Genomic DNA, 20,363 nt, shown 5'->3' on the forward strand with positions numbered 1-20,363 from the left:
TCTAATACACAAGCGACTCTTACAACAACATGCACTTCAAAATTAATAATAAATTCTATTACTAAGCATAACTTTGATTTATTTTATTAGTTCTTTGGCTCTAAGCCAAGATGTAAGCTCATTATAAACATTATCCATCGTATCTCTAAAATCTTTGTATGTCTCGTAATCAAAAGCAAGATTGGCACATAATTGAGAAATTCTTGTTCCATTATTTATCCCTACAGTCTCAGCAATCTTTTCTCTGAGTCCGTTCTTTATCTGATTCCCTGCAAGCGTGTTGGGTGAATAAAGGTATATAATAGAAAAAACGAAATACTTATTATAAAGCGAAATGCGCTGTCTTCCGCCTGGAATAGGGTAAAGCTTCCTATAATATGAGTAAAGCTCTGGAATAAGGCTCATGTCACGTAATATTGGTGTTGAGAGTTTCTTCTCTGCTTGATAAAGACACTCTCTTTCTTCTTTTATGCTCTTCAGACTTGATATAATCGAAAAGTCCATTCCCATTATCGTTTTATAGCAATAGAGAAAAATGTAATGCAAATCTAATTTTCAATATAAATAATATGAGTATGGCACGAATTTTAATGACTGATACAGCAGGAACTTAGTAGCTGGCATCTCTAAATGATGAATTATTCATCATTTTCTATTTGAATAAAATTTAAACTTAATATTAAGGAGTTACATAGTGTAACTCCTTTTTCACTAAATTAGAGTGTATCCGTTATTTTTACCAAAATGCATTTCCAAACTTTTGAAAAATCTCCGTTTGTGTGAACGGAAGTTGTGTGTGGTTTACGATCCGTTATCAAAACAATTTATACCCATACCCCTTGTGACATACTACAAAAAAAGCACAATTTATAAAAAGAAAGTGAGACTACTCTCACGAGCAATCTCACCATAATTCACAAACTAAATTATATGAAAAATCATGCACGGATAACACTTTATCCGTTTATATCATTAGAAACTTTTGTAATACAAATTAATTTCCCCATGCGTAATGCCATGCAGCACCCGAAATAAGATTAGGCTTATTCTCCTTTATAAGTTTAAACAAATGTTCGATTTCTTCACCTCTCCATATAGAATTTGCTTTGTCCCTTCGGAATAGTTCATTCTCCGTACTCATCAGTCTTTGATTCAAATCTAAAAGCATTCTTGCAAGATTTATCTCATCAATATGTTCAAACTCACTTGAGGTGTCTACCTCAGAACTCCCGGCAAAGCCATTACTTGTCTTTGTTGTTGATGTTGATCCATTCCTTAAATACTTGTTTCTGTATATATGTGGAATCTGTGTTGCTACTATCTGCATATCTTATACCTCCTTTAAATTTACTTCTGCTGAATTGTTCTTCATATCGTATGTAATACTATCTACAAACATATCTTTGTTTAATGACTTCATACTGATTATTGAATATGGTAGTATATTCTTGTTATGGAGAGTATTTGTATAGATAAACTTTGGTTTGCTGTAATGGTCTACATATTTACCAATATTAAACACTTCCATCTTATTTGAATCTGTATGTCCGTATTTTGAAAGTGTATCTACAAAGTCATAGTTTGAACCGTCTTTCTTAATTACATAAGAGTATGAAGCTGCTACAGGTGAATAGGTGTTCACCCTCATAGTAATATCGTCAAGCTCAGTTATATTATCACTGTTGATTACATTTTTATATAGAATATCGGAGTCAATCGTTTCACCTGTATTTTTATCTTTAAGTCCGTTTTCATTAAGATACTTAAAAACAAAATCAGAAATATAAACGGCCTTTATCCCGTCTGTGTTCCTGTTCATGTAGTACATCCAATTACTTAAGCTCTGAGCTAAAAACGGTCTACTTATTTTCAAATCTATTTCTCCGCAAATAGTCATATCACCCAAAGGAATAATATTACCTTGTACGGGGTTTGCATAACCTTGCTTCCAACTTACTTGATTCTCAAGGCTATTAGTATTGTTGAACAAATCAGGATATTTTATGAAGTCTGTACGTATGGCAAATTTATTTTTCAGCAATATTCTTTCTATAGTATATTCATTTACTTTATAGCTTGTTGTCCCATTGGTGTAACAACTCATTTGCTCATACTCTGTGTGATAATGCCCGTTTGGCGTTCCGTAATCTTCATCTTCAACCTCCCAACTATCTGGAACCGTTGTGTCTTTATAACCTGTATAACTGTTATACACACTTTCACTAACTGATATACATATAGATTTGTCCGAATTATAAATGTTATACATCAGACCTGAGTCCTGCACCTCGTCAATTGTTGGTGAACCTACTGAGGCATCGGGAATATAAGTATTAATGAAAGTCCAATCCTGGTCCGTTCTCCATTTCGAACCGTCAAACCACTTTCCACCATAAGAAAGAGAAGTAGGAAACCAACATTTAGTTTTAAGTTCTGTATCTTCTATGTTCTGGTTAAGATTCTCATACCAATAATTCATTTTAGATAGAACAAACGAAAGGTTTATGACAAACGCACCGCCTTTTGCTATAAATACTTTCGGCTGTTCAGGATTGTTTATTATAAGTTTGTCAAAGTCTTTATAAGCTACATTTGCAGTATTCCAACTATTAGCCAAATAACTTGTATAACTTGGGCTTTCAGGCACTTTGTCTTTCTCATATAAAAAGATATTATCATAGAACGTGCCTTCTATTACATTTGCAAGATTACTCCATGTAGGATAATCACGTACATTTTCTGCAAACGTACATTTTCCGTCTATGTTCCAATTTCCCTTGCTCTTGGAAATATAGTGGTTTACTTCGTAATTCTTATAATTAGGCTTTCCGCTACTGTATAACTTGCTTTCTACAGATGATACGGCTTCAAGATCATCATTATCTATCAAATCAGGCCGTACACTGTCTGCAGGATTGCAATTTGCCACGATTGATACTTGATTATATATATTACCCAAAGAGATAGAAGCATTAGCGCTTGATATGCCTATATTGCCTAAAGTCCTTTTATCCTGCTCTAATGTTACAATCTCGCTTGACTCTTCTGTGAGGTCAAACTTTGTAAAGCTGTAGTTTCCGCTTTTTAAGGCTTCATAGTCAATTAAATAATATCGGTCTTGGAATTGTATTAAGGTCATTCCTAAATATCTGAGAATATCCTCTATCACCTCTTTGTATGTTTGTGGTTCTTCGCTCTCGTCATAGAAGTTTCTTTCCTGGATATACAGATTCTTTAATACATCATGGCCGCCGTCAATAGTAAGTGAATTATGTAAATAAACCTTGTTTATAGTACACCCGGTATCTATTCTTTTTAGTGCTGCAGTTATAATATCATAGAATGAACCTATACTATTTTCCGACTTACTAAACTTTACATTCTCCAGATTGGAAACAACATCAACAAACTCAAGTTGTAACAAATCGAGATCACTTTCAAACTCGCTTGAATAAATGTTCGGAGTGAGGAATCCAAACCAAAACAACGTCTCATTCTTAAATACCTTAACCGTTACTTTATTAAGTTCCCCTGTGTATAGGTCTGTTAAGATACTATTAGTAAGAATATTAATAGTACATCCCGATTGTTTCAACGGCTGAAATATATCATCGGAAACATACTTTATACTTATCGCATCTGCTGAAAGGGTTAATACCTCGTCCGTCACTTCTGTAGCATCTTCAACATTCTTGTAAATCTGAACATCTATCTTATTATTGTCCACGTCGTAAAATGTGGAATGAAATCTTTGTTTATACTTCATCTTAATTTCCCCATTTTAGAATTATAATTATTAAGAACTCCAACAAGTTCCTGACCTTTGATTTTGAATGTTACTTTACCTCCACTGCTAGAAGTTGCACCCTCGTTTATCATTGAAAATAACTTTCCTTGCTGTGAACCGTTAAGAATCATCTCACCACTGTTTACCCTTGCTATGTTCATATCTCCGATTGTAGAGTTGCCGCCTACTATACCGCCCGTTGCAAACTTTGGAATAGCTGACAAAGCTGCAACAACACTTGCAATGGCACCACCAACAAGAAGCCATCCTATAAAAGGTGTCTGAGCGGCTGACTTAGCCGATTCCGCAACGGCTGCCCCGGAAGATGTAGATTGCTCGACCTGATTTGCAGCACTTAATGAAAGAATTGCTGTTGTCATTCCTGCAATACTTGTCATTACATTCTGTGCATAAGTTAGCCAACTATTAGAAGCTCCGTCTGTAGCTGATTGAATGTTCCCCATTACATTAGAAATAGCGTTCAAGCTTTCTAAATAATCATTGTTCACCGCTATATCTTTCGTTGTGTATATCGGTTTTACTCCATATCCATTAACATTCAAACCTTTTGTAGGATCTGAATTTACTTTAAGGCTCGTCTTATTTTGGGTTACCTCAGGAGATGTTGGATGATTAGCTTTGAAATTAAGTTCATTCACTATTTCCTTTAACTCATTTATCTTTGCCTGTAGTGCTGCCCTGGCTGTGTCGGTTGTCGCCTTTGAAAAGTTCTTCTGTAAATCAAGAATCTCTTTGTCTATCTCTGCAATGCTTCCAGGAGGCAAAATTTCGTCTTTGGTTATCTTTACCCCTTTATTTGTAGTTCCCTTGTTCTGTTTGTTGAAAGAACCATTAATTTTCGCATCGGCGTTTGCTACTTCTAGCTGTTTTGACGATATATCCACTGTAATAGCATTAGCTGCAGCCTTCATTTTAATAGCACTTGCAATAGCTGATTTCTCATCATCGCCCATTTCTAAGAATTGTTTCGCAAACTCTTCGTATCTGCCTTGTGCCGATCGCCTGTATTTATTAAATTCATCCCTTATCTTTTTAGTCTCTGGTGTGTCGACCATTTTTTGTAGTGCATCGTCGTACGCCTGTGAGGATAGAATCTTAGAATTGTATGATTCTACTTTATTCTTATAGTTTGCAGCGCTCTGTTCAACTTTAGGCCTGTTGGTATCCTTCATCACATAATCCCAAGTTGACCTTTTGATGTTTCCTTTGAAGAATTTAGCTGCATCAGCATCTAGAGTTGCATAATATGCCTCGTTGTTTGCCGACTTCAAAGGGGTGCGTAATGAAACCATTTCTTTCAGAATACTTTTTGCTTTCTCTAAATGTTTGTTTCTTTCTGCATCGCTCATATTGCGCGCTTTAGCTGCATCGACTTCTAATTGATACTGGGTTCTTAAATCATCATACTGGGCATTATTGAAGAGTGTTTTAGTGCCTAAGTTATCCAGAATAACGGATAAACGGCCTGCTTTATCAATAGCGTCGGAAAGGTTATTCAAAAAGCCTTGAAAATTACCCGTTGCAAGAGCTACATAGAAGGTATCAAGAGCACCTTTCATTTCATCTTGCATCTTCACCCATGCATCACCTGTTGTTTGAGTGGAATTAACAGCTTTATTGAAAAGTTCGGTAGCACCCATAGCTAAACCAATACCACCGGCAAATTTAGCGGCGATACCAATCATAGAAGAGAAAGAGGAATTGAACGCACCACTTACTTTATTTCCTACTGCTTCAATTCCCTGAATCTGTTTTGTGCTCTTTAATATATTGTTATCAAACTGAGTGCTGTTTAATAATAATCTTGTTACTAAATCTGCCATTACTTAAAATATTTTGAGTATTCCTCTGCCTTTCTGGTTAATCTCTCAACATCCACATCAGAAACAACCGTTGATTCTTCTGTCTTATCCCATGAGAATTTTATTATATCAGTAGGTTCAATCTTATTTGTTGAATTGCTTTGAGCCATTATATAAGCTATCATTCTCGCCTGTTCCCAATTATCCTTATTCCTTAAATAGCTTGATTCAATCAATGGTTTAATCTCATACATCTGCATTCTATCAAGGACGTATTCAGGAGACAAGCCATTAAAAACAAGTGTTGAGTAAATTTCCTGAACGCTTAAAATTTTTTTTTATCATCTACAGGCTCGTTCTTCTTGAATGCTGATTGCTTCTTCGCTTCTTCATTCATAAGATTTTTATACTGCTCAATCAATGAAGGATCATTATCTGCCTCATCAATAAACTCGTCAAATGTAAATTCTGCATCCCGGTTGTTCGCCATGATGATAGAATAGAAGTATATAAACTCATCCATCAGTGTTTTAATACTGAATAACTCACCTTTTATCTGCTCGAATATGAACATCGCTCTAAGAGTGCTTTTCATTTCATATTCATTTCCCTTAATTATTATCTTCATATTGTTTTAATCAAAAAGCCACTTATAACTATAATAGAAATAAGTGGCTTACATTTTTTTTAAGCTGTTTCCATTTTTTTAAGTTCTCCAACACCCTTGAATTGAACTGAGAAAGTCGCCTTATCTCCGTTTGGTGCATTTATTTCAAGGTTTGTTATAATTACTTTACCTTTATAACCTCCGTTTGTTGTTGGTGCTGTCCATCCTCCTTCTGGTACTTCTTTTCCTGCATCGGCTGGAACCTTACCTAAAGAAAAAATTGCATCTATAGGAGTTTTAGCAATCATCAAAGCAAACAGATCATCAAATCCGTTTCCCTTTGGATCACTTGGAAAAAGGCTGTCTGAATTACCATCAAAAGCAAGTTTCTTTACTCCTGGAGAATCCCAATCACCGCCCTCGTCCTTATTGCTAGTATCAACTGTTTCTGCTGTGATATTTAACTTGTGGCTTTTAGCAAGTGCAATAGACTTTCCACCTAAAAACCACATCATATCTGAACCTTCTATTTTCATATTATTCTATTTTAATTTTAAACACTAAATTTTGCACATACGCATCATCAATATAATCTTCCGTTGCATCAGATAATTCTATTCTTGAAATGTTGATACCTAAAAATGCACCTCTTTTGCCTACAAGTGCATCAGTTACTTTTATAGCTATATTTAGACTACTGCCATAAGAATCGGATGCAACAGCAAATTCCATTTTTACGTTTTGTTCATCGACAAAACTATCTTTGTTCCCTTCCACATCAAGACCGTTCCTACGATACACCATAAAAGGGAATGTAGTGTTTTCATCAGCCACCAAAGGAAATATCTTTTCATCAAGTACCTTTTTAACCTCCGCATCAGCTTGAAGGATGTTTATTATTGCCTTACCGACTAGAATACTGTTCAACTTACCCATATTACTTTTTATTTGAAATCCTTATTATTGATTCTGAGATAAGACTATTCATATTATCAAAAATCTCTTTTTCTGTAGCTGCTTTTGCATTGTCAAAGAAATGGAACTTGGAACTTTCTATTTGTCCTCTGTTTGCTCCTTTGCGTGGTGCTTTCCTGAGTTGTCTCGGTTTAGTACCCATTTCAAAGAACTTCAAACGGAAATCGCCTAATATGTTTACTTTGGCTTCTGTAGCTCCTTTGTTCACGCTGTATCTGATACCGCTTTGCAAACTCTTACCGTTCCACCGATTTTTATCATTTACTTTGTTCCCGATCCTATTTTTCAGCTCTTTTCTCGCTGCCCTTACAAGTATTGAAGAACCTCTCTTCAACGCATCCCGATATACTTTAACCTGCTTCTTACGGTCTAGGTCTGCGAACAGGTTAAGAACTGATTTAGTATCTATTTCAAAAGCTGCACTATTCATTTATAAGTTCTCCGATAATTTCAATTGCCTGAATAGCTTTATTCTTGTATATGGATAAGATTTTGTATTTCTTACCGTCGTAAATTATTCTCATTGATTCATCCACTTTGTGAAAGATACGGATATAGAAAGCAAAAATATATTGATTGAATATCTCCTTGCTGTCTAAAAGCCTTTGACCATTTCGGAAGGTAACAGTGGCATTTGTGGAAAAATCATCTACCCATGTAACAGAAGAACCTCCAAAATCGGATTTCTCTGTCGTCTTCTTCTGAAATGTTACCCTTTCGTTTAAATCTCCTGCTCTCATATCAATATTTCTTGTACAAATCAATAAGATAATCAAAGGTGTAAGGAATCTTTACGGCCGACTTATCGCCTGCAGGCTCACGGTTCTTGTAAAGATTCCCGATTAACAATAATATAGCTTGTTGAATGGGTGCGGGTATCATACCGCCCTCATTCATAAGCTCATCCCATGAAGCTATATTAAGATGATTCATTACTGCATCTGTTGCAACTGAATCAAGCATATTCAAATACTCGTTCTCTGTTGTAACTTCTTCATCTATCTGTAGATGTTTCTTTATTACACTTAAATCTATCATATAGCTTCCCGATTATATTATTACGCTTTCAATACCTTCTTTGCAAATGAAGCTGCTCTTCTTGGTTTTGCATCGAAGAACGTATTGATAACAAGGCGAATTTTTCCATCACCTGCCTTTGTGAATGGGTCTACTGTCAAATCAATAGCTCCGAACTGACCGATTACATAATCGTTGAAGTTACCCATTACAACACCCTTTGCAGAAACTGCGCTTGAGCAAAGGACCGGGTAACCGTTCATTTCTGAACCTTCCATGATGAAACCTTGATTTGTTGCCTTTGCTGTTGTTTTCAAGTCTGCCTTTGCAGAAGGAGAAATAATATAGCAGATATTACCACCTACATTTGCAGCTTCAAGGGTTGATTCCATACCTACAATATCTTTGTAAGTTACATCTGTTGTGTCTGCTATAACACCGTAAAACAAACCTGCTGGAGTTGTTATTGAACCTGCACCGTTTCCCAAAATGGTAGATTCAAGTTTCTCTGTAATAGCTCTCACCAAATCAGCCTTTAGCATTCCTTCTGCGCTGTTGCTGTCCTGTGCAAGGAACTGTTTTGAAATCTCAATAACGGCTGTTAGCCTCTTTGGAGAAAGTTTCACCTCACCAAATGAGCCTTTTCCGTCTTTTGCTGTTGCTGTCTCGTCTTCCCATGATACAGAAGAACCTGAATAAGTAGGAATAGAAACATCACCTACCAAACCATTCAACATTGTTGCACCTGCCTTAACCATTACTAAGTTATTTCTTAGTGGCTCAAGAAGTCCCAATTTATCAGTAGCAACATTTTCTTTTCCATAGGTTAGATCTCCTACATGAATAGAAGGATCTTCCCCTTCACGGTATTCCATAGGCAAAACAAGTTGTCCGCCATAGCTCAACCCGCCTTTTCTCATTTCCTCAACACCTCGTTTGTTTATTTCAAGTGCTGCTTCATCCATTGGCTGATTATTAGCAATACTTCTAATTGCTGAAAGCAAATTAAATTTCATAGATTTTACTTTTTTGTTATTATTCTTGTTATCGTTCTCTAAGTTTCTTAACTCGTTGCTAATACTCTCAATTTCCTTTGTTAATGTCTCAAACAAAGCGTTTTCATCTGCGTTGAGCTTTCTTTCCTCTTTCTCGGCTTTTCCGATAATATCAGAAAGCTGTTTTTGAAGAATAGCTCTTTTGTCCTTTAGTTCTAAACTGTTCATTTTATTTTTGATTTTAGATTATTGAAATATTCTTTAAGTTCCTCTGTCTCCTTCTCTTTCAACAAGTCAAAACCTCGTTTGTCGATTGAAACTGAAGTTGCATCATAAGCAGGATAATATACGGGTGAAACATCATATAACTCTCTGAAAGCTACAATAGTCCTTTTGTATGAACCATCCTCTTTTTTATCCCATTGATCTTTATCAATACAGAAGGCAAAAGATGATGATGAAATATCACCACGCTTAACACTTTCAAGAAGTTCATCTCCTAAAGCTGTGTTAGGTGCTTCAAACTCGTATTTTAGACCTTCCTTGTCAATAGTCAGTTTCAGACTTCCTTTTCCCTTTCTTGATCGTGCCAATACGCCACGGTCTATATCATGATTCATAAGGCAAAGAACGTCTGACCTTATAAGAACTCCGTCTAAGGCTGTATCTGCAATAATTTCAGTAAAGCCACCTAAGTCCTTACTTTCAGTGTTGAACTTCAAAGCATATCCAACTATGCTCCGACTCTCAACCTTAAATTCCGTTTCGTTATTCCTCGTTTCCTTCATCGTTATTTATTTTATTATCTGTCGGTTTGTTATTTATAGCATTATCAAGTGTCATTACATTACATTGAATAAAATGTGTGCCATTCTCAACTTTTGGTAAATCGAGCTGTTTCCTAATATCATTGATAGATAAAACGCCGATATTGAAAAGACTTTTATAATACTCGGCTTGGCTTTTCTTGTCGGTTCTCAACAATACAGAAGTATCAAAGCGAACATCTATACTCCTTTTCTCACTAGGTCTGTATATCTTCCTTTCAAACTCTAGTTCTATCTTTTCAAGAAGTGGAGAAAGTGTATCTGTAAGGAATGAAAGTTGTGTCGCTTCTACAGTCGAATAGCTCGCCTTTGATAAGTCAAAAGCCTTTACAGGTGAGACACCAAAGAAACGGCAAATGTCTATAACATTAAATTGTCTTGTCTCCAATAGTTGAGCATCAGAAGGATTTACAGTGATAGGCTGAAAATCCATATTGCCTTCCAGAACAGCAAGCCCATTAGGAGTTCCGCTGTTTGCATTGAATGCTGTTTGCCAACTTGATTTTAATGCAGTCCTTTGCTTTTCTGTAAGTGTTGAACTTACTTTCAATATTCCTGCCAAATTACACCCACCTTTGAAGAATCCCTGTGCCTGTGCTTCACTGTCTGAACTTAAACTTAACGTCTGATTTGCGTGTTGTATTGTAGATACACCGTTTATTCCGTCGTAGGTGAAGTTTAGCAAGTGGATCATGTTGCAGGGTTCAACATTACCAAATCCAGAAATAGAATATTTAAGATCCATTAAGGTGTTATCAGTATAGGTAATAGTTACAGAATTCGGGTCGATAAAATATAAACCTTTTACATCGCCTTTTTCGTCTCGGTCTATATAAGCATATCCGGCGCCCTTTAAGAGCATACTTACAACAAGAGCTTTCATAAAAGAGAATCGGCTCATATATTGGTTTGGCTCTTTGTTAAGAATATAGTAACTTGGATGATTCTCAAACTTTACCTTGAATCCTTCCTTGTCGATAAAATACGGCTCAATCGGTAATTGTGCCACCGAATCACTGATAACATCTACACATCGGTAAACTGTACTCAACAACATTGATTTGCTTTGTTTATAGCTTCCTACACCATTAAACAGAAGGGAATCCGTAAAAGAGCTTCTCTGTTCCTTGTTTCGTTTGAATAAACTTCGTATGTTCATTTTACATTGACATTATTTCATTATTATATTGAGGCTGTAGTGAGTAACCTCCCAAAGCTTCCAACATTGCAATTACTCCATCAACCTTATTGTATCTATTAGATTTATCTGGCTTACAATTCCCGTTATAGTCTAATTTTAGAGTTACATTCCTGAAACAGAACCTATTTATAGGGTTATCATCTATTATCACCATACCGCCTAATGTCAATCTTTCCATTTCCTTTGTAGGTGAATTGAAGTTTCCTATGTTCTGCCCGAATGGCTCGAGTGGCAAACCTTCATTTGTGCAATCAATCGCCCATGAAGTAGCATTCCACTTATCATAAAAAATCTTTTGGATGCAAAGAATTTCTGAAACTTTCAGTATGTCTTTGGTGATATAGTCATAGTCTGTTACGTTACCTGGTGTAATGATTAAATATCCCATTCTCGCCCATTCTCTATAAAGTTCCCGGTTCTTGTTATCTCCTGTCAATACTGCCTCTGGCAAATAGTAATGGACCTTAAACAAAAGTTTATCTTCTGCAGGTATAAGAAAACAACAACAAGTTAAATCTCCTGTCATTGATAAGTCTACACCGCAAAAGCAAAAACTATCTCTATGATCGTTCAATTCTATATGCTTGGATGAATCAAGAATGTATTTTTCTGGGATCCAAACATTTTTTACATCGCACCAAATGTTCAGATTCTTTGTTTTTACTCCCACCTCATCGGATGGATTGTTAACTGTTTGTTTTACCTGTTCTCTCAGATACTTCTTTGATACAGTAATATCTAAGTTTGGAGTACACTTCAACCAATTCTTCTCATCCTGCCAATCATCGCCCTCATCAAGTGAATAGATAGCGACAAAAAAAGAATCATCCGTTTTTACTCCCTTTATTATCTCGGTGCAAACTGTTCTTAACTGATAACAGGGTAAAGATTTGTCAAAGCCTGCTGTGGTAATAGTACACAAATGAGGATTCTCACGCATACCCATTGAGGACTTTATAACGTCTCTTACTCGGCTGTTAGGTGCTGAATGGTACTCATCAACCAAACCGAATGAAGCGTTGAAACCATCTAACTTTGAATCATCAGAAGCAAGTACTTTCAATGTAGAGTTCGTTTGTTGAAATTGAATGTCTGCCCTGAATGGAACGAGTTTCTTTTTCTTCGGATCAAGTCCCTTGCAGAAGGTTGAACACATCTTAAAAGCTATCTTTGCTTGTTCCTTTGAGTTTGCAGCGAGCAGAACTTCCGCACCTTCTTCACCATCGGCAATTAAGAAGTATAAACATAGAGCTGCTGCGAATGCTGTCTTTCCGTTTTTACGTGATACCTCAATGTATGAGCTCGTAAACCTTCTTGTATCGGTATCTTTCCAATAGAAACCGATAATGTTAGCAACAATGAACTGTTGCCACGGCTCAAGCTTGAAGGATTCTCCTGAATACTTACCGGTATAGTGTTTTAGAATACCGATAAATTTAATTGCCCGGTCCACTATTTTGGGTTTAAATATCAAATCATCACGTTTTAGATCATCTTTGAATCTTTGACATGATAACTGTATATATTCCCCTGCAATAACTTTCCCGGAAAGAACATCATTACAATATTTTAGATACCCTTTCAACGTGTTTCCTTTGGATCTTTAATAAATCTGTCAAATGGAGAATCTTCTTCCTTCTGTGGAATAATCTTTTCAAGTTTGGTTCTTGCTTTGGCTGTAAGTCCAAATTCTGTCATTATCTTGACCGCTTGAACCTGTGCATCCCTGGCCACCTTGATTAATGGGTGTGCAATAAGAACATCCTTAACGGCAATCATTAAACCGTCTTCGTTTATCTGCTTGCTCGCCTTAATGAACATATCAAGATTTCGTGCAAGCATCATCAAAGCTGCGTTGTCAACGTTTGCTAACAGTTCTTTTTCTTCCAGAAGCGAAATAACCTCTTTGATATATTTGGATGCTTCCCGTTCTATGTCTTTTGGAATTTGAAATTGTTTCATTGTCATACACTTCTTTATAAGGAATAGAAAGAAATGTATTACAAATTATTTATGTTTATTGTGTATGAGTTGGTGGCACTCTTTGCAAAGTGCTTGAAGGTTGTTATAATCGAAAGCCTTATCAAGTCTTGAAAGTCCTCTGTAGTTTAGAAAACTGTCTTTATGATGCACATCTACGGCAAACTTTGTTATTCCATTATTCAAACAAATCTCGCAAAGTGGGTGTTCCATGAGATAAGATTTTCTTAGATCCTTCCATCTTGCAGTTTGGTAAATGTTTTGTCGCTCTTTTCGCTTTTCGTTTGAGTCATTTTGTTTTTTTGGCTTGTATAGTGTCGGCATAATCTAATAGTTTTTGTGTTGTATCTATATCATCAGGATTTTCTTCCGTAGGTTCTTCTTCATCATCCCCTGGCATATCAAAGTTCTCATCCATCGGAACGGATGAACATCGCATTGCTTTTTCATTTCTGTAATATTCACCCTTTAACTGCTTGAACAATTTCTTGAACAAATCTTTGAAGTCCTGCTCTCCGTCAAACTCTCCAGTAATACGGATGTATGTATCATTAAACGTTTCTTCGTCAAATTCATTATGAACGAGTGATTGAAATAAACTTTTGTAGTGCTTATCCATCAAAGAGCGTACACTCTCATTCTGTACACCCTTTTGAATGTTTAGTTCCCTTTGATGAAATGTATCATAGCTGTTTCTCATTCCTTACTGATTTTTCGTACTTTTCCAAAAATTGGTCTATTGCGAACCTTATAACCTTTGAACGATCTAAATTCATCCTGTTACAGATTTCATTTATTGTAAATACTTGGTGCGCTGTAAGTCTTATGATTGCTGTGCCGCCTTTCTTCTCTTCCATATTGTGTTTATTTAAAAGATTTTTTTCTGCTCGTTGGTTTCAATTATCTCAAATTCGATTCTTGGCTTCATCGTGTCGCAATGTCTCTTGGCCTCTATTGATACGCAAAGATTATCATTGGCTATTGCCCCGACACTTTGCAAACAGTCCAAAGCAGCCTTAAAACAACCGTCTAAATCATGTCTATAGTCAGGATAATACGCATCTATCTTGAAATGAAACGGTGTGCTGATCATTCGACCTTTATAAATTTTACACTGCTTTTCAAATTCTCTTTCATACCGCTTGACTTCATAACTTTTCACCAAACAATAATGACCGTGAATCCTGCCTACTGTATAGCTGTTGCTCTTGGATGGTATAACTCCATAAATTACTTCTTTCATATCAAAATGGATTATCATCGTTATGAGATATGATAGCAGAACGTTTAGGCAATAAATTTGGCTCTATTGGATAGAACTTCGTTAGTTCTGGAATAAATCCGCATATAAATTTGAAAGTTCCTATATTACGCCCTTTGGCAACATCCACCATACAAGTATCATGAGTATCAATATTAAGAAATTGTTCTGGGTAACTCTTTCCGTAATATTCAGGACGATACAGTAATATTATTACATCTGCTGCTTCTCCTATCTGTCCTGAACTACGCAATCTTGACAAAGAAGGAACTGGGTTCATACTATCTCGATTCAACTGAGATAAGGCAATTGTCCAAATATTTAACTCCTTCGCTATGTTCTTCAACTTCCTTGCACAATCGCCCATTTGCTGTTCAATATTGCTTGATTTCGTGTTTACTGAAAGAATCTGCAAATAATCTACCACTACACCCTTAATGTGGTATTTAGCAACCATTCTACGAATCGAACAAAGTATATTATCAATATTATTTGTGCTCTTATCGTCGAAAAATAACGGAGCATTAAGGAAAGTCCCTACAGCCTTGTCAATTCTCGGAATCTCTTCATCATTCAGTTTATCGTACAAAATCCTACTTGATGTAATACCGCTTTCCATTGATATCATACGGGCAACTAATTGAGTCTGGTTCATTTCCATGCTGTAGAAAGCTACACCACAATTTGATTTAATTGCTTCCATTGTCAGCTTCACGGCAAAAGAACTCTTACCCATACTGGTATCACCAGCAACAATTATTAAATCTCCACCTTGTAAACCGCCTTTATCGTCAATTTTTTCAAATCCTGTTGGAGTGCCTGATAATGATTTATTATTCACAATATTCTTGTTTATCGTATCATATAAACCCTCCATAGTGTCACGCATTGAAGAGATATTATCCTGCCCGTCCTGCAATAATAAAGTGAGTTTGTTGGTTTCCGCGTTTATGGCTTCATCCACATCATCAACTTCACGTTGAGATAAATCTATCAATCTTGAAGCAATAGGCAAACAGGCTCTTTGCCTTGCATAATCACGGAGCATTAATGCATAATGTTCAATATCCCCGAAAGACTTATTATATAATACAAGTTGGCTTAAATCAAATATTGAAATTTTCGATTCCATTCTTCCCAATTCCTGAGATACAGTAAGAATGCTAATATCTCCACCTGATTCCGCAACTCGCAATATTGCTATATAAATTTCTTGGTGTGTAGTGCAGTAAAAACAGTCTTTAGATAGATATTCTTGAACAGGATAAAAAGTATCTGGATAATTGAGAATAGTTCCTAATACTACCCTTTCACATTCCTCGTTTCGGATCAATATATTATTTGCCATTATCAGTTCCTCCTTTCTTTAGCCAATTTAGTAAGGTCCTATATAGGTTAGAATATCTTTTTCGCAAATCTTTCCTATTCTCAATCTGTTGGATAGTATCAGCTATTTCTTTCCCGGTATAATTCTCTTTAAGTTTATTAAATTCTTGAAGTGTCAAAGAATTCAAATTCTTATTGCAATATGGAGCGTTATCTTTCATCCATATTTGGAAAAGATTAAAAGATTCCTCTTCGGGTGTGAGCAAAGAAAGCTCCGCTTTCTTTGTACATACTTTAGTATGTATTTCTTTAATATCTCTATCTCTATCTCTATCTCTATCTCGTTTTGTTTTCGCTTTGTTTTCGCTTTGTTTTTTAGCATTGCAATTACCTAATAATGAAGGCTTTTCTATTCCTCTTGCTTTCTTCCCTGATTCAGATTTAATTCTACTTTTATCCAAAGTTGGTTTAATTATCTCCCAAATTGTGAGCGGAATGCCTTCAAGTTTGATTTCCTCACCGAATAAACTATACCTACTTATTGCCCGATAAATTAGTAATTGATTCTTGTTACTAAGTCTTGAAATCGCTTTCTCGAATGATAGGTAAAAAGTAAAACTGTTTCGCTCTGTACTCATTTTTTACCTCCTTGCTCTAGTAAATAATAAAGAAGTGATTCCGGATCATCTTTAACTTTGTCAATTATTTCTGAGATAATTTGCGGCTCTTTGGGCGTAATATCAGAATTATCACTATCTTTGATGAAGCTCTTGATTACGTCCGCCTTTGCGTGGGCGTTTTCTTTTTTTATATCTTCCATATTACCCCCTCTTATTTCTGTAATATTTTGTCTATATCAGACTGTTTGTATAGTCTTTTACCACCTACTTCTATCGGTGATAAATAACCATTCTTTGACCATCGCCATAGTGTTGAACGGTCTACGTGCAATTGCAGACTTGCATCATCAGGAGTAACATATATTTCATTCTGCTTGGCAAGAATTATAGCTTCTAATTCTTCTTTAGTAGAACGGATAAGATGATTTGCGAAATTTAGCAAATCGTTTGAGGTAATTGTTATAGATACATTTGCACCACTTTTTATAATTTCTTCAAAACTCATAACTTTTTCTTTTACTATTTGCCTTCTCCAATATGTAGCTACTCCTATTGGTTCTTTGACATAAGCAAAGTTATTGTTGTGAAACGTAATGCAATAAAACAAAAAGTAGTCAAATAGAGTTGCTCTAAATGACTACTTTTGACTACATAAATTATAAATTATTCGTAGTGTTTTTTTGCAGATATTACATTTTCATCAGTTGATGAAAGTTTACCTTTGTAATCTCTTCTGAAATATCTTATAACACCATCTTGCTGTTTTTTGTCTATATTGATGCTATGTAAAAAAGCGCATTGTTTTGAAAAATCGACTTTCCCAATGTCCAATAATGCTTTTATTTCAATAGCAATAGTTTTCCCTTTTTTGTCTTTTATACATGAAAGAAATTTGTTCATTATAGCTTTATCGTCATTAAAGAAAGATAATAGGCTCTTATCAAGCTCTTTTTCATCGTGTTTCTGCTCTTTTACATCGTGTTTCTGCTCTTTTACAAATTGCTCACATCTATACTCGTCATAAGCTCCAAACTCCATTTCAAGATCACCGTCATTCTGTTTAAGATAATAGACTAAATCAATATCAAAATCCCCAAAAGCTTCTACAATATCTTGCGTGTATTCCCTAATACTTTTTTTAAACAAGCCAATTGAATATCCGTAAGTATCAAGCTCTCTCATACCACAATAAACATTAAAGAGCTTAGCATCTAATTTCTTTGCAATTATTATTGCGTATCTACATCTATCTTCAGGATTTAATGATAACAACTTTTCTTGTAATTCTGAAACTGAATTACTAGACGTCTCATAATCTACATCTTTTACAACGTTTTTATATACATCCTCATCGTGATTTAATATTGCTTCAAGCATTATAATTTGATCAGATTCTTTTTTTTCACCTTCATAATAGCCTTTCTTCATATTCTCTAATATTATAGATTCGGCTTCATCGAAAAAAGATTGTAATATTTCCATATTTATAGTATTATATTTAATTCATTATCAACTTTGTATTTCTTGCATCCAAAAGCAGCACACATAAGAACAAAGCGTTCTTTTATTCCCAAATTGGTATATCTATTTACTGCACCGCTATTCCTTGCATGAAGTCCAGCAGCGTATTTATCAATCTGTACTTTGTTCATTAAATCCACGTGAGTTTTGCGGGCTAATTTACTACTTGCCATTTCAGAGATAGGTTTGTATTCATTTATCCCCAACTGTGTATTAAAAACCGCCACGTTCCGGTTGATTTCATAGAACTCAAGAAGCTTCTTTATTTGGTAGTTATAACCTCTTTCACCATTGCCATCGGGGTAATATGGAAGGAGAGCGTTATCTAATAGTTTCCCTTTATATTTAATTATTATTTCATAGGCCAAACGAATTATCGGAGTTCTTATTTCGGTACGAATCAACCCTTCCTTGTGTGTTTTTTGAGGTAAATAATGAATGTATGGAATACCATCTTCTATACTTATATTATCAAAGGTAAACCGCCTAAAATCACCTACTCGGCAACCAAAACAGCATTGTACTATAAATACATCTTTAACACGTTGTAATAGCTCTGGGCACTCTTTTGATTGAATTGTATTAAATTCAGCCTTAGTTAAAAATATAGGCTCATCATACTGTTGTTTCATTATTGATTCTTTTTCCTTGCCTATCTTACGGAATGGAGATATAGGAATAATATCATTACTCTCAAGCTCAACCAAAAAAGCTTGGAGCAAAAGAAGTTTTTCAGCAATAGTGTTTTGGCTTCTTTCTTTAGAAGGTTTGTTTCTACTGTTCATACTTATATACAATCCTGGAAATTTATCTACCAACGTATATTCAATGCGCAAGAACTCTCTAAACATCAAAATAGTATCTCTATTAAACTCATTGACTGAACACCCGTCCATGCCATAAATAATAAAGAATCTTGTTAATTCCCGGATCACTACATCGTAATGCTTCTTTCTCCCTGGTCCTATAACTCCCGTATCTAACCATCCATCAACATAGCGTTTGAACATTTCGCAAAGTGATTCATTCTTACTTGCTATATTGTATTTCTCAGGATGAAGATGTTTATCCATCAATTCTTCTAACTTTGTAGAAGTTATAGACTTGTCACCATTGTATATTGATAATAATAACCCCTTCCTTGAGCTGATTGAGGAGTTGAAAAGCGTTCTTTGTTCCAATTTAATTACGCTCTTCGCTTTATATTGTTCGTTCTTTGAATCCCAAAGAGTAGGTAATACCATTATTTCAGATTTATGGAATAATTGAACGTTGCGGCCATCAGAGATACGAAATCTTACATTAACCTCTTTGTCTTTTTTCCCTGTTCTAATAAATGCTTTTACAGTAGTCATATCTTTTATTACTTATTGGTTGTGCAAATATATATAAAATGCACAACATATTTGCAATAATGCACAACAATATAAAATAATATGCAATACTAATAATGAGATAAGGTAATGTAATACAGTGATATAATGATTTATATGTGTTTGTGATGTTTTAATAATAGAATCGCATCGGAATCACTGAAAATGAAGGAGATACTAAAGTATCTCCTTCATTTTTGTCTATAAATCAAGAAACTAGCCCAAGGGAGTTCACCATACAACTTTGCTTATTGATTTATTTATAATTTATTTTATATAGTAAGATATTTTTCAGCTCTATACAAAAGAAACCTAGGACCTTAGTGGTCCATAGAAATATGAGGCTATAGCACCGCCATCCATCAAAAAGTCAGAACCTGTGATAAATGATCCTTTGTCGCTCATCAGTAGTTCAGCTACATTGGCTACTTCATCGGCTGTGCCTGGCCGACCTGCAGGACATTTGGCGAACAGATTCTTATAGAAATCGCCACGAGGTCCATTGAATTCATCAATAGCCAATGGCGTAACAATGATGCCTGGTGAGATGGAGTTTATCCGTGCGCCACCTTCTCCCCATTTTACAGCTTCGGCCATCACTCGCTTCACATTGCATCGTTTCGCCATCTGATAGGCATGAAGTGTTTCTTTGATATTTTCAGGCTTTAGGATGTCTAACTTTAGTAATTCTTCAGTAGGTGTCATGGCTAGTTGTTCATCTTCGGCAGAGGTAAGAGCCGGCATACGATGTCCCGACTGACTGGAGATGGTAACTCCAACACCTCTTTGTTTTATAACCTTACCAAACTCTTCGAGCAGAACGGCTGTGCCATACAAATCAACCTTCAAGATGGTTTCGATGGAAGCCCGTGAAGACAAATCCATTTCCACAGGGCACACATCGAATCCGGCATTGTTCATCGTATGAGCAATGGCTGCGACATTCTTCATGCTTCGGTCTCCTAAAACAATCTTCTTACCGTAACCTATACGGCGAGCTATGGCCATTCCAATTTGACCGGCACCGACTAATACTAATACCTCTTTCAT

The 20,363-nt window shown here is 35.6% G+C and carries 27 protein-coding genes; all 27 read right to left on the reverse strand.

Annotated elements, in window-relative coordinates:
- Positions 1-78 precede the first annotated feature (78 nt).
- Positions 79-504, reverse strand: coding sequence for a hypothetical protein (locus JCM15092_RS03200; protein ID WP_148296587.1), 426 nt, complete (start codon positions 502-504; stop codon positions 79-81).
- A 490-nt stretch (positions 505-994) separates the two neighbouring features.
- Positions 995-1,327, reverse strand: a complete 333-nt coding sequence (locus JCM15092_RS03205; RefSeq protein ID WP_024993395.1) for a hypothetical protein — start codon at positions 1,325-1,327, stop codon at positions 995-997.
- A 3-nt stretch (positions 1,328-1,330) separates the two neighbouring features.
- The gene (locus tag JCM15092_RS03210; protein WP_148296588.1) at positions 1,331-3,766 is read right to left on the reverse strand and encodes a hypothetical protein; all 2,436 of its coding nucleotides are present in this window, start codon (positions 3,764-3,766) and stop codon (positions 1,331-1,333) included.
- On the reverse strand, positions 3,763-5,631 hold the full coding sequence (locus JCM15092_RS16470) for a hypothetical protein (RefSeq protein WP_024993397.1): 1,869 nt from the start codon (positions 5,629-5,631) through the stop codon (positions 3,763-3,765). The genes JCM15092_RS03210 and JCM15092_RS16470 overlap by 4 nt, the downstream gene beginning before the upstream one ends.
- A complete protein-coding gene (locus tag JCM15092_RS03220; protein WP_235782259.1) occupies positions 5,631-5,864 on the reverse strand; it encodes a hypothetical protein in 234 nt (77 codons plus the stop codon). Before JCM15092_RS03220 ends, JCM15092_RS16470 begins: the two co-directional genes overlap by 1 nt.
- 71 nt (positions 5,865-5,935) lie before the next feature.
- Entirely contained in the window at positions 5,936-6,238 is a 303-nt protein-coding gene (locus JCM15092_RS03225) for a hypothetical protein (RefSeq protein WP_024993399.1), read from the reverse strand.
- Positions 6,239-6,297: 59 nt separating this feature from the next.
- Entirely contained in the window at positions 6,298-6,753 is a 456-nt protein-coding gene (locus tag JCM15092_RS03230) for a phage tail protein (protein WP_024993400.1), read from the reverse strand.
- A 1-nt stretch (position 6,754) separates the two neighbouring features.
- The gene (gp17, locus tag JCM15092_RS03235) at positions 6,755-7,153 is read right to left on the reverse strand and encodes a tail completion protein gp17 (protein WP_024993401.1); all 399 of its coding nucleotides are present in this window, start codon (positions 7,151-7,153) and stop codon (positions 6,755-6,757) included.
- Position 7,154: 1 nt separating this feature from the next.
- Entirely contained in the window at positions 7,155-7,622 is a 468-nt protein-coding gene (locus JCM15092_RS03240; RefSeq protein WP_024993402.1) for a hypothetical protein, read from the reverse strand.
- Entirely contained in the window at positions 7,615-7,932 is a 318-nt protein-coding gene (locus JCM15092_RS03245; RefSeq protein ID WP_024993403.1) for a phage head closure protein, read from the reverse strand. Before JCM15092_RS03245 ends, JCM15092_RS03240 begins: the two co-directional genes overlap by 8 nt.
- Position 7,933: 1 nt before the next feature.
- On the reverse strand, positions 7,934-8,230 hold the full coding sequence (locus JCM15092_RS03250) for a head-tail connector protein (protein ID WP_034541505.1): 297 nt from the start codon (positions 8,228-8,230) through the stop codon (positions 7,934-7,936).
- A gap of 20 nt (positions 8,231-8,250) precedes the next feature.
- Positions 8,251-9,432, reverse strand: coding sequence for a phage major capsid protein (locus JCM15092_RS03255; protein ID WP_024993405.1), 1,182 nt, complete (start codon positions 9,430-9,432; stop codon positions 8,251-8,253).
- The gene (locus tag JCM15092_RS03260; RefSeq protein WP_024993406.1) at positions 9,429-9,992 is read right to left on the reverse strand and encodes an HK97 family phage prohead protease; all 564 of its coding nucleotides are present in this window, start codon (positions 9,990-9,992) and stop codon (positions 9,429-9,431) included. Before JCM15092_RS03260 ends, JCM15092_RS03255 begins: the two co-directional genes overlap by 4 nt.
- Positions 9,973-11,190, reverse strand: coding sequence for a phage portal protein (locus JCM15092_RS03265; RefSeq protein WP_024993407.1), 1,218 nt, complete (start codon positions 11,188-11,190; stop codon positions 9,973-9,975). The genes JCM15092_RS03260 and JCM15092_RS03265 overlap by 20 nt, the downstream gene beginning before the upstream one ends.
- Before the next feature lies 1 nt (position 11,191).
- The gene (locus tag JCM15092_RS03270; RefSeq protein WP_024993408.1) at positions 11,192-12,817 is read right to left on the reverse strand and encodes a terminase large subunit; all 1,626 of its coding nucleotides are present in this window, start codon (positions 12,815-12,817) and stop codon (positions 11,192-11,194) included.
- On the reverse strand, positions 12,814-13,194 hold the full coding sequence (locus JCM15092_RS03275; protein ID WP_024993409.1) for a phage terminase small subunit P27 family: 381 nt from the start codon (positions 13,192-13,194) through the stop codon (positions 12,814-12,816). The genes JCM15092_RS03270 and JCM15092_RS03275 overlap by 4 nt, the downstream gene beginning before the upstream one ends.
- 45 nt (positions 13,195-13,239) lie before the next feature.
- The gene (locus tag JCM15092_RS17325; protein ID WP_204367504.1) at positions 13,240-13,425 is read right to left on the reverse strand and encodes an HNH endonuclease signature motif containing protein; all 186 of its coding nucleotides are present in this window, start codon (positions 13,423-13,425) and stop codon (positions 13,240-13,242) included.
- A gap of 76 nt (positions 13,426-13,501) precedes the next feature.
- Positions 13,502-13,912, reverse strand: a complete 411-nt coding sequence (locus JCM15092_RS03285) for a hypothetical protein (protein WP_024993411.1) — start codon at positions 13,910-13,912, stop codon at positions 13,502-13,504.
- Positions 13,896-14,069, reverse strand: coding sequence for a hypothetical protein (locus JCM15092_RS17175; protein WP_159101363.1), 174 nt, complete (start codon positions 14,067-14,069; stop codon positions 13,896-13,898). The genes JCM15092_RS03285 and JCM15092_RS17175 overlap by 17 nt, the downstream gene beginning before the upstream one ends.
- An 11-nt stretch (positions 14,070-14,080) precedes the next feature.
- Positions 14,081-14,455 carry a RusA family crossover junction endodeoxyribonuclease gene (locus JCM15092_RS03295; protein WP_024993412.1) on the reverse strand — a complete coding sequence of 125 codons (375 nt, stop codon included), beginning with the start codon at positions 14,453-14,455 and terminating at the stop codon, positions 14,081-14,083.
- Between the two features lies 1 nt (position 14,456).
- Positions 14,457-15,821 (reverse strand): replicative DNA helicase, encoded by a 1,365-nt coding sequence (locus JCM15092_RS03300; protein WP_024993413.1) that lies wholly within the window; start codon positions 15,819-15,821, stop codon positions 14,457-14,459.
- The gene (locus JCM15092_RS17010; protein WP_024993414.1) at positions 15,811-16,437 is read right to left on the reverse strand and encodes a DUF6291 domain-containing protein; all 627 of its coding nucleotides are present in this window, start codon (positions 16,435-16,437) and stop codon (positions 15,811-15,813) included. Before JCM15092_RS17010 ends, JCM15092_RS03300 begins: the two co-directional genes overlap by 11 nt.
- Positions 16,434-16,619 (reverse strand): hypothetical protein, encoded by a 186-nt coding sequence (locus JCM15092_RS03310; RefSeq protein ID WP_024993415.1) that lies wholly within the window; start codon positions 16,617-16,619, stop codon positions 16,434-16,436. Before JCM15092_RS03310 ends, JCM15092_RS17010 begins: the two co-directional genes overlap by 4 nt.
- 11 nt (positions 16,620-16,630) lie before the next feature.
- Positions 16,631-16,924: a helix-turn-helix domain-containing protein gene (locus JCM15092_RS03315; protein ID WP_024993416.1), complete on the reverse strand. Its 294-nt coding sequence runs from the start codon at positions 16,922-16,924 to the stop codon at positions 16,631-16,633.
- A gap of 158 nt (positions 16,925-17,082) precedes the next feature.
- The gene (locus JCM15092_RS03320; RefSeq protein WP_159101364.1) at positions 17,083-17,847 is read right to left on the reverse strand and encodes a hypothetical protein; all 765 of its coding nucleotides are present in this window, start codon (positions 17,845-17,847) and stop codon (positions 17,083-17,085) included.
- Between the two features lie 56 nt (positions 17,848-17,903).
- The gene (locus JCM15092_RS03325; RefSeq protein WP_024993418.1) at positions 17,904-19,295 is read right to left on the reverse strand and encodes a site-specific integrase; all 1,392 of its coding nucleotides are present in this window, start codon (positions 19,293-19,295) and stop codon (positions 17,904-17,906) included.
- 330 nt (positions 19,296-19,625) lie between these two features.
- Entirely contained in the window at positions 19,626-20,363 is a 738-nt protein-coding gene (locus tag JCM15092_RS03330) for an SDR family oxidoreductase (RefSeq protein ID WP_024993419.1), read from the reverse strand.

This window comes from Phocaeicola paurosaccharolyticus JCM 15092 (assembly GCF_000613805.1).
GTDB lineage: Bacteria > Bacteroidota > Bacteroidia > Bacteroidales > Bacteroidaceae > Phocaeicola > Phocaeicola paurosaccharolyticus.

Excerpts from the sequence above, each read along its gene's own strand:
- JCM15092_RS03200 (WP_148296587.1), bottom strand. The coding sequence starts at position 504 with ATGGACTTTTCGATTATATCAAGTCTGAAGAGCATAAAAGAAGAAAGA.
- JCM15092_RS03205 (WP_024993395.1), bottom strand. The coding sequence starts at position 1,327 with ATGCAGATAGTAGCAACACAGATTCCACATATATACAGAAACAAGTAT.
- JCM15092_RS03210 (WP_148296588.1), bottom strand. The coding sequence starts at position 3,766 with ATGAAGTATAAACAAAGATTTCATTCCACATTTTACGACGTGGACAAT.
- JCM15092_RS16470 (WP_024993397.1), bottom strand. The coding sequence starts at position 5,631 with ATGGCAGATTTAGTAACAAGATTATTATTAAACAGCACTCAGTTTGAT.
- JCM15092_RS03220 (WP_235782259.1), bottom strand. The coding sequence starts at position 5,864 with ATGTATGAGATTAAACCATTGATTGAATCAAGCTATTTAAGGAATAAG.
- JCM15092_RS03225 (WP_024993399.1), bottom strand. The coding sequence starts at position 6,238 with ATGAAGATAATAATTAAGGGAAATGAATATGAAATGAAAAGCACTCTT.
- JCM15092_RS03230 (WP_024993400.1), bottom strand. The coding sequence starts at position 6,753 with ATGAAAATAGAAGGTTCAGATATGATGTGGTTTTTAGGTGGAAAGTCT.
- gp17 (WP_024993401.1), bottom strand. The coding sequence starts at position 7,153 with ATGGGTAAGTTGAACAGTATTCTAGTCGGTAAGGCAATAATAAACATC.
- JCM15092_RS03240 (WP_024993402.1), bottom strand. The coding sequence starts at position 7,622 with ATGAATAGTGCAGCTTTTGAAATAGATACTAAATCAGTTCTTAACCTG.
- JCM15092_RS03245 (WP_024993403.1), bottom strand. The coding sequence starts at position 7,932 with ATGAGAGCAGGAGATTTAAACGAAAGGGTAACATTTCAGAAGAAGACG.
- JCM15092_RS03250 (WP_034541505.1), bottom strand. The coding sequence starts at position 8,230 with ATGATAGATTTAAGTGTAATAAAGAAACATCTACAGATAGATGAAGAA.
- JCM15092_RS03255 (WP_024993405.1), bottom strand. The coding sequence starts at position 9,432 with ATGAACAGTTTAGAACTAAAGGACAAAAGAGCTATTCTTCAAAAACAG.
- JCM15092_RS03260 (WP_024993406.1), bottom strand. The coding sequence starts at position 9,992 with ATGAAGGAAACGAGGAATAACGAAACGGAATTTAAGGTTGAGAGTCGG.
- JCM15092_RS03265 (WP_024993407.1), bottom strand. The coding sequence starts at position 11,190 with ATGAACATACGAAGTTTATTCAAACGAAACAAGGAACAGAGAAGCTCT.
- JCM15092_RS03275 (WP_024993409.1), bottom strand. The coding sequence starts at position 13,194 with ATGAAACAATTTCAAATTCCAAAAGACATAGAACGGGAAGCATCCAAA.
- JCM15092_RS17325 (WP_204367504.1), bottom strand. The coding sequence starts at position 13,425 with ATGGAACACCCACTTTGCGAGATTTGTTTGAATAATGGAATAACAAAG.
- JCM15092_RS03285 (WP_024993411.1), bottom strand. The coding sequence starts at position 13,912 with ATGAGAAACAGCTATGATACATTTCATCAAAGGGAACTAAACATTCAA.
- JCM15092_RS17175 (WP_159101363.1), bottom strand. The coding sequence starts at position 14,069 with ATGGAAGAGAAGAAAGGCGGCACAGCAATCATAAGACTTACAGCGCAC.
- JCM15092_RS03295 (WP_024993412.1), bottom strand. The coding sequence starts at position 14,455 with ATGAAAGAAGTAATTTATGGAGTTATACCATCCAAGAGCAACAGCTAT.
- JCM15092_RS03300 (WP_024993413.1), bottom strand. The coding sequence starts at position 15,821 with ATGGCAAATAATATATTGATCCGAAACGAGGAATGTGAAAGGGTAGTA.
- JCM15092_RS17010 (WP_024993414.1), bottom strand. The coding sequence starts at position 16,437 with ATGAGTACAGAGCGAAACAGTTTTACTTTTTACCTATCATTCGAGAAA.
- JCM15092_RS03310 (WP_024993415.1), bottom strand. The coding sequence starts at position 16,619 with ATGGAAGATATAAAAAAAGAAAACGCCCACGCAAAGGCGGACGTAATC.
- JCM15092_RS03315 (WP_024993416.1), bottom strand. The coding sequence starts at position 16,924 with ATGAGTTTTGAAGAAATTATAAAAAGTGGTGCAAATGTATCTATAACA.
- JCM15092_RS03320 (WP_159101364.1), bottom strand. The coding sequence starts at position 17,847 with ATGAAGAAAGGCTATTATGAAGGTGAAAAAAAAGAATCTGATCAAATT.
- JCM15092_RS03325 (WP_024993418.1), bottom strand. The coding sequence starts at position 19,295 with ATGACTACTGTAAAAGCATTTATTAGAACAGGGAAAAAAGACAAAGAG.
- JCM15092_RS03330 (WP_024993419.1), bottom strand. The coding sequence starts at position 20,363 with ATGAAAGAGGTATTAGTATTAGTCGGTGCCGGTCAAATTGGAATGGCC.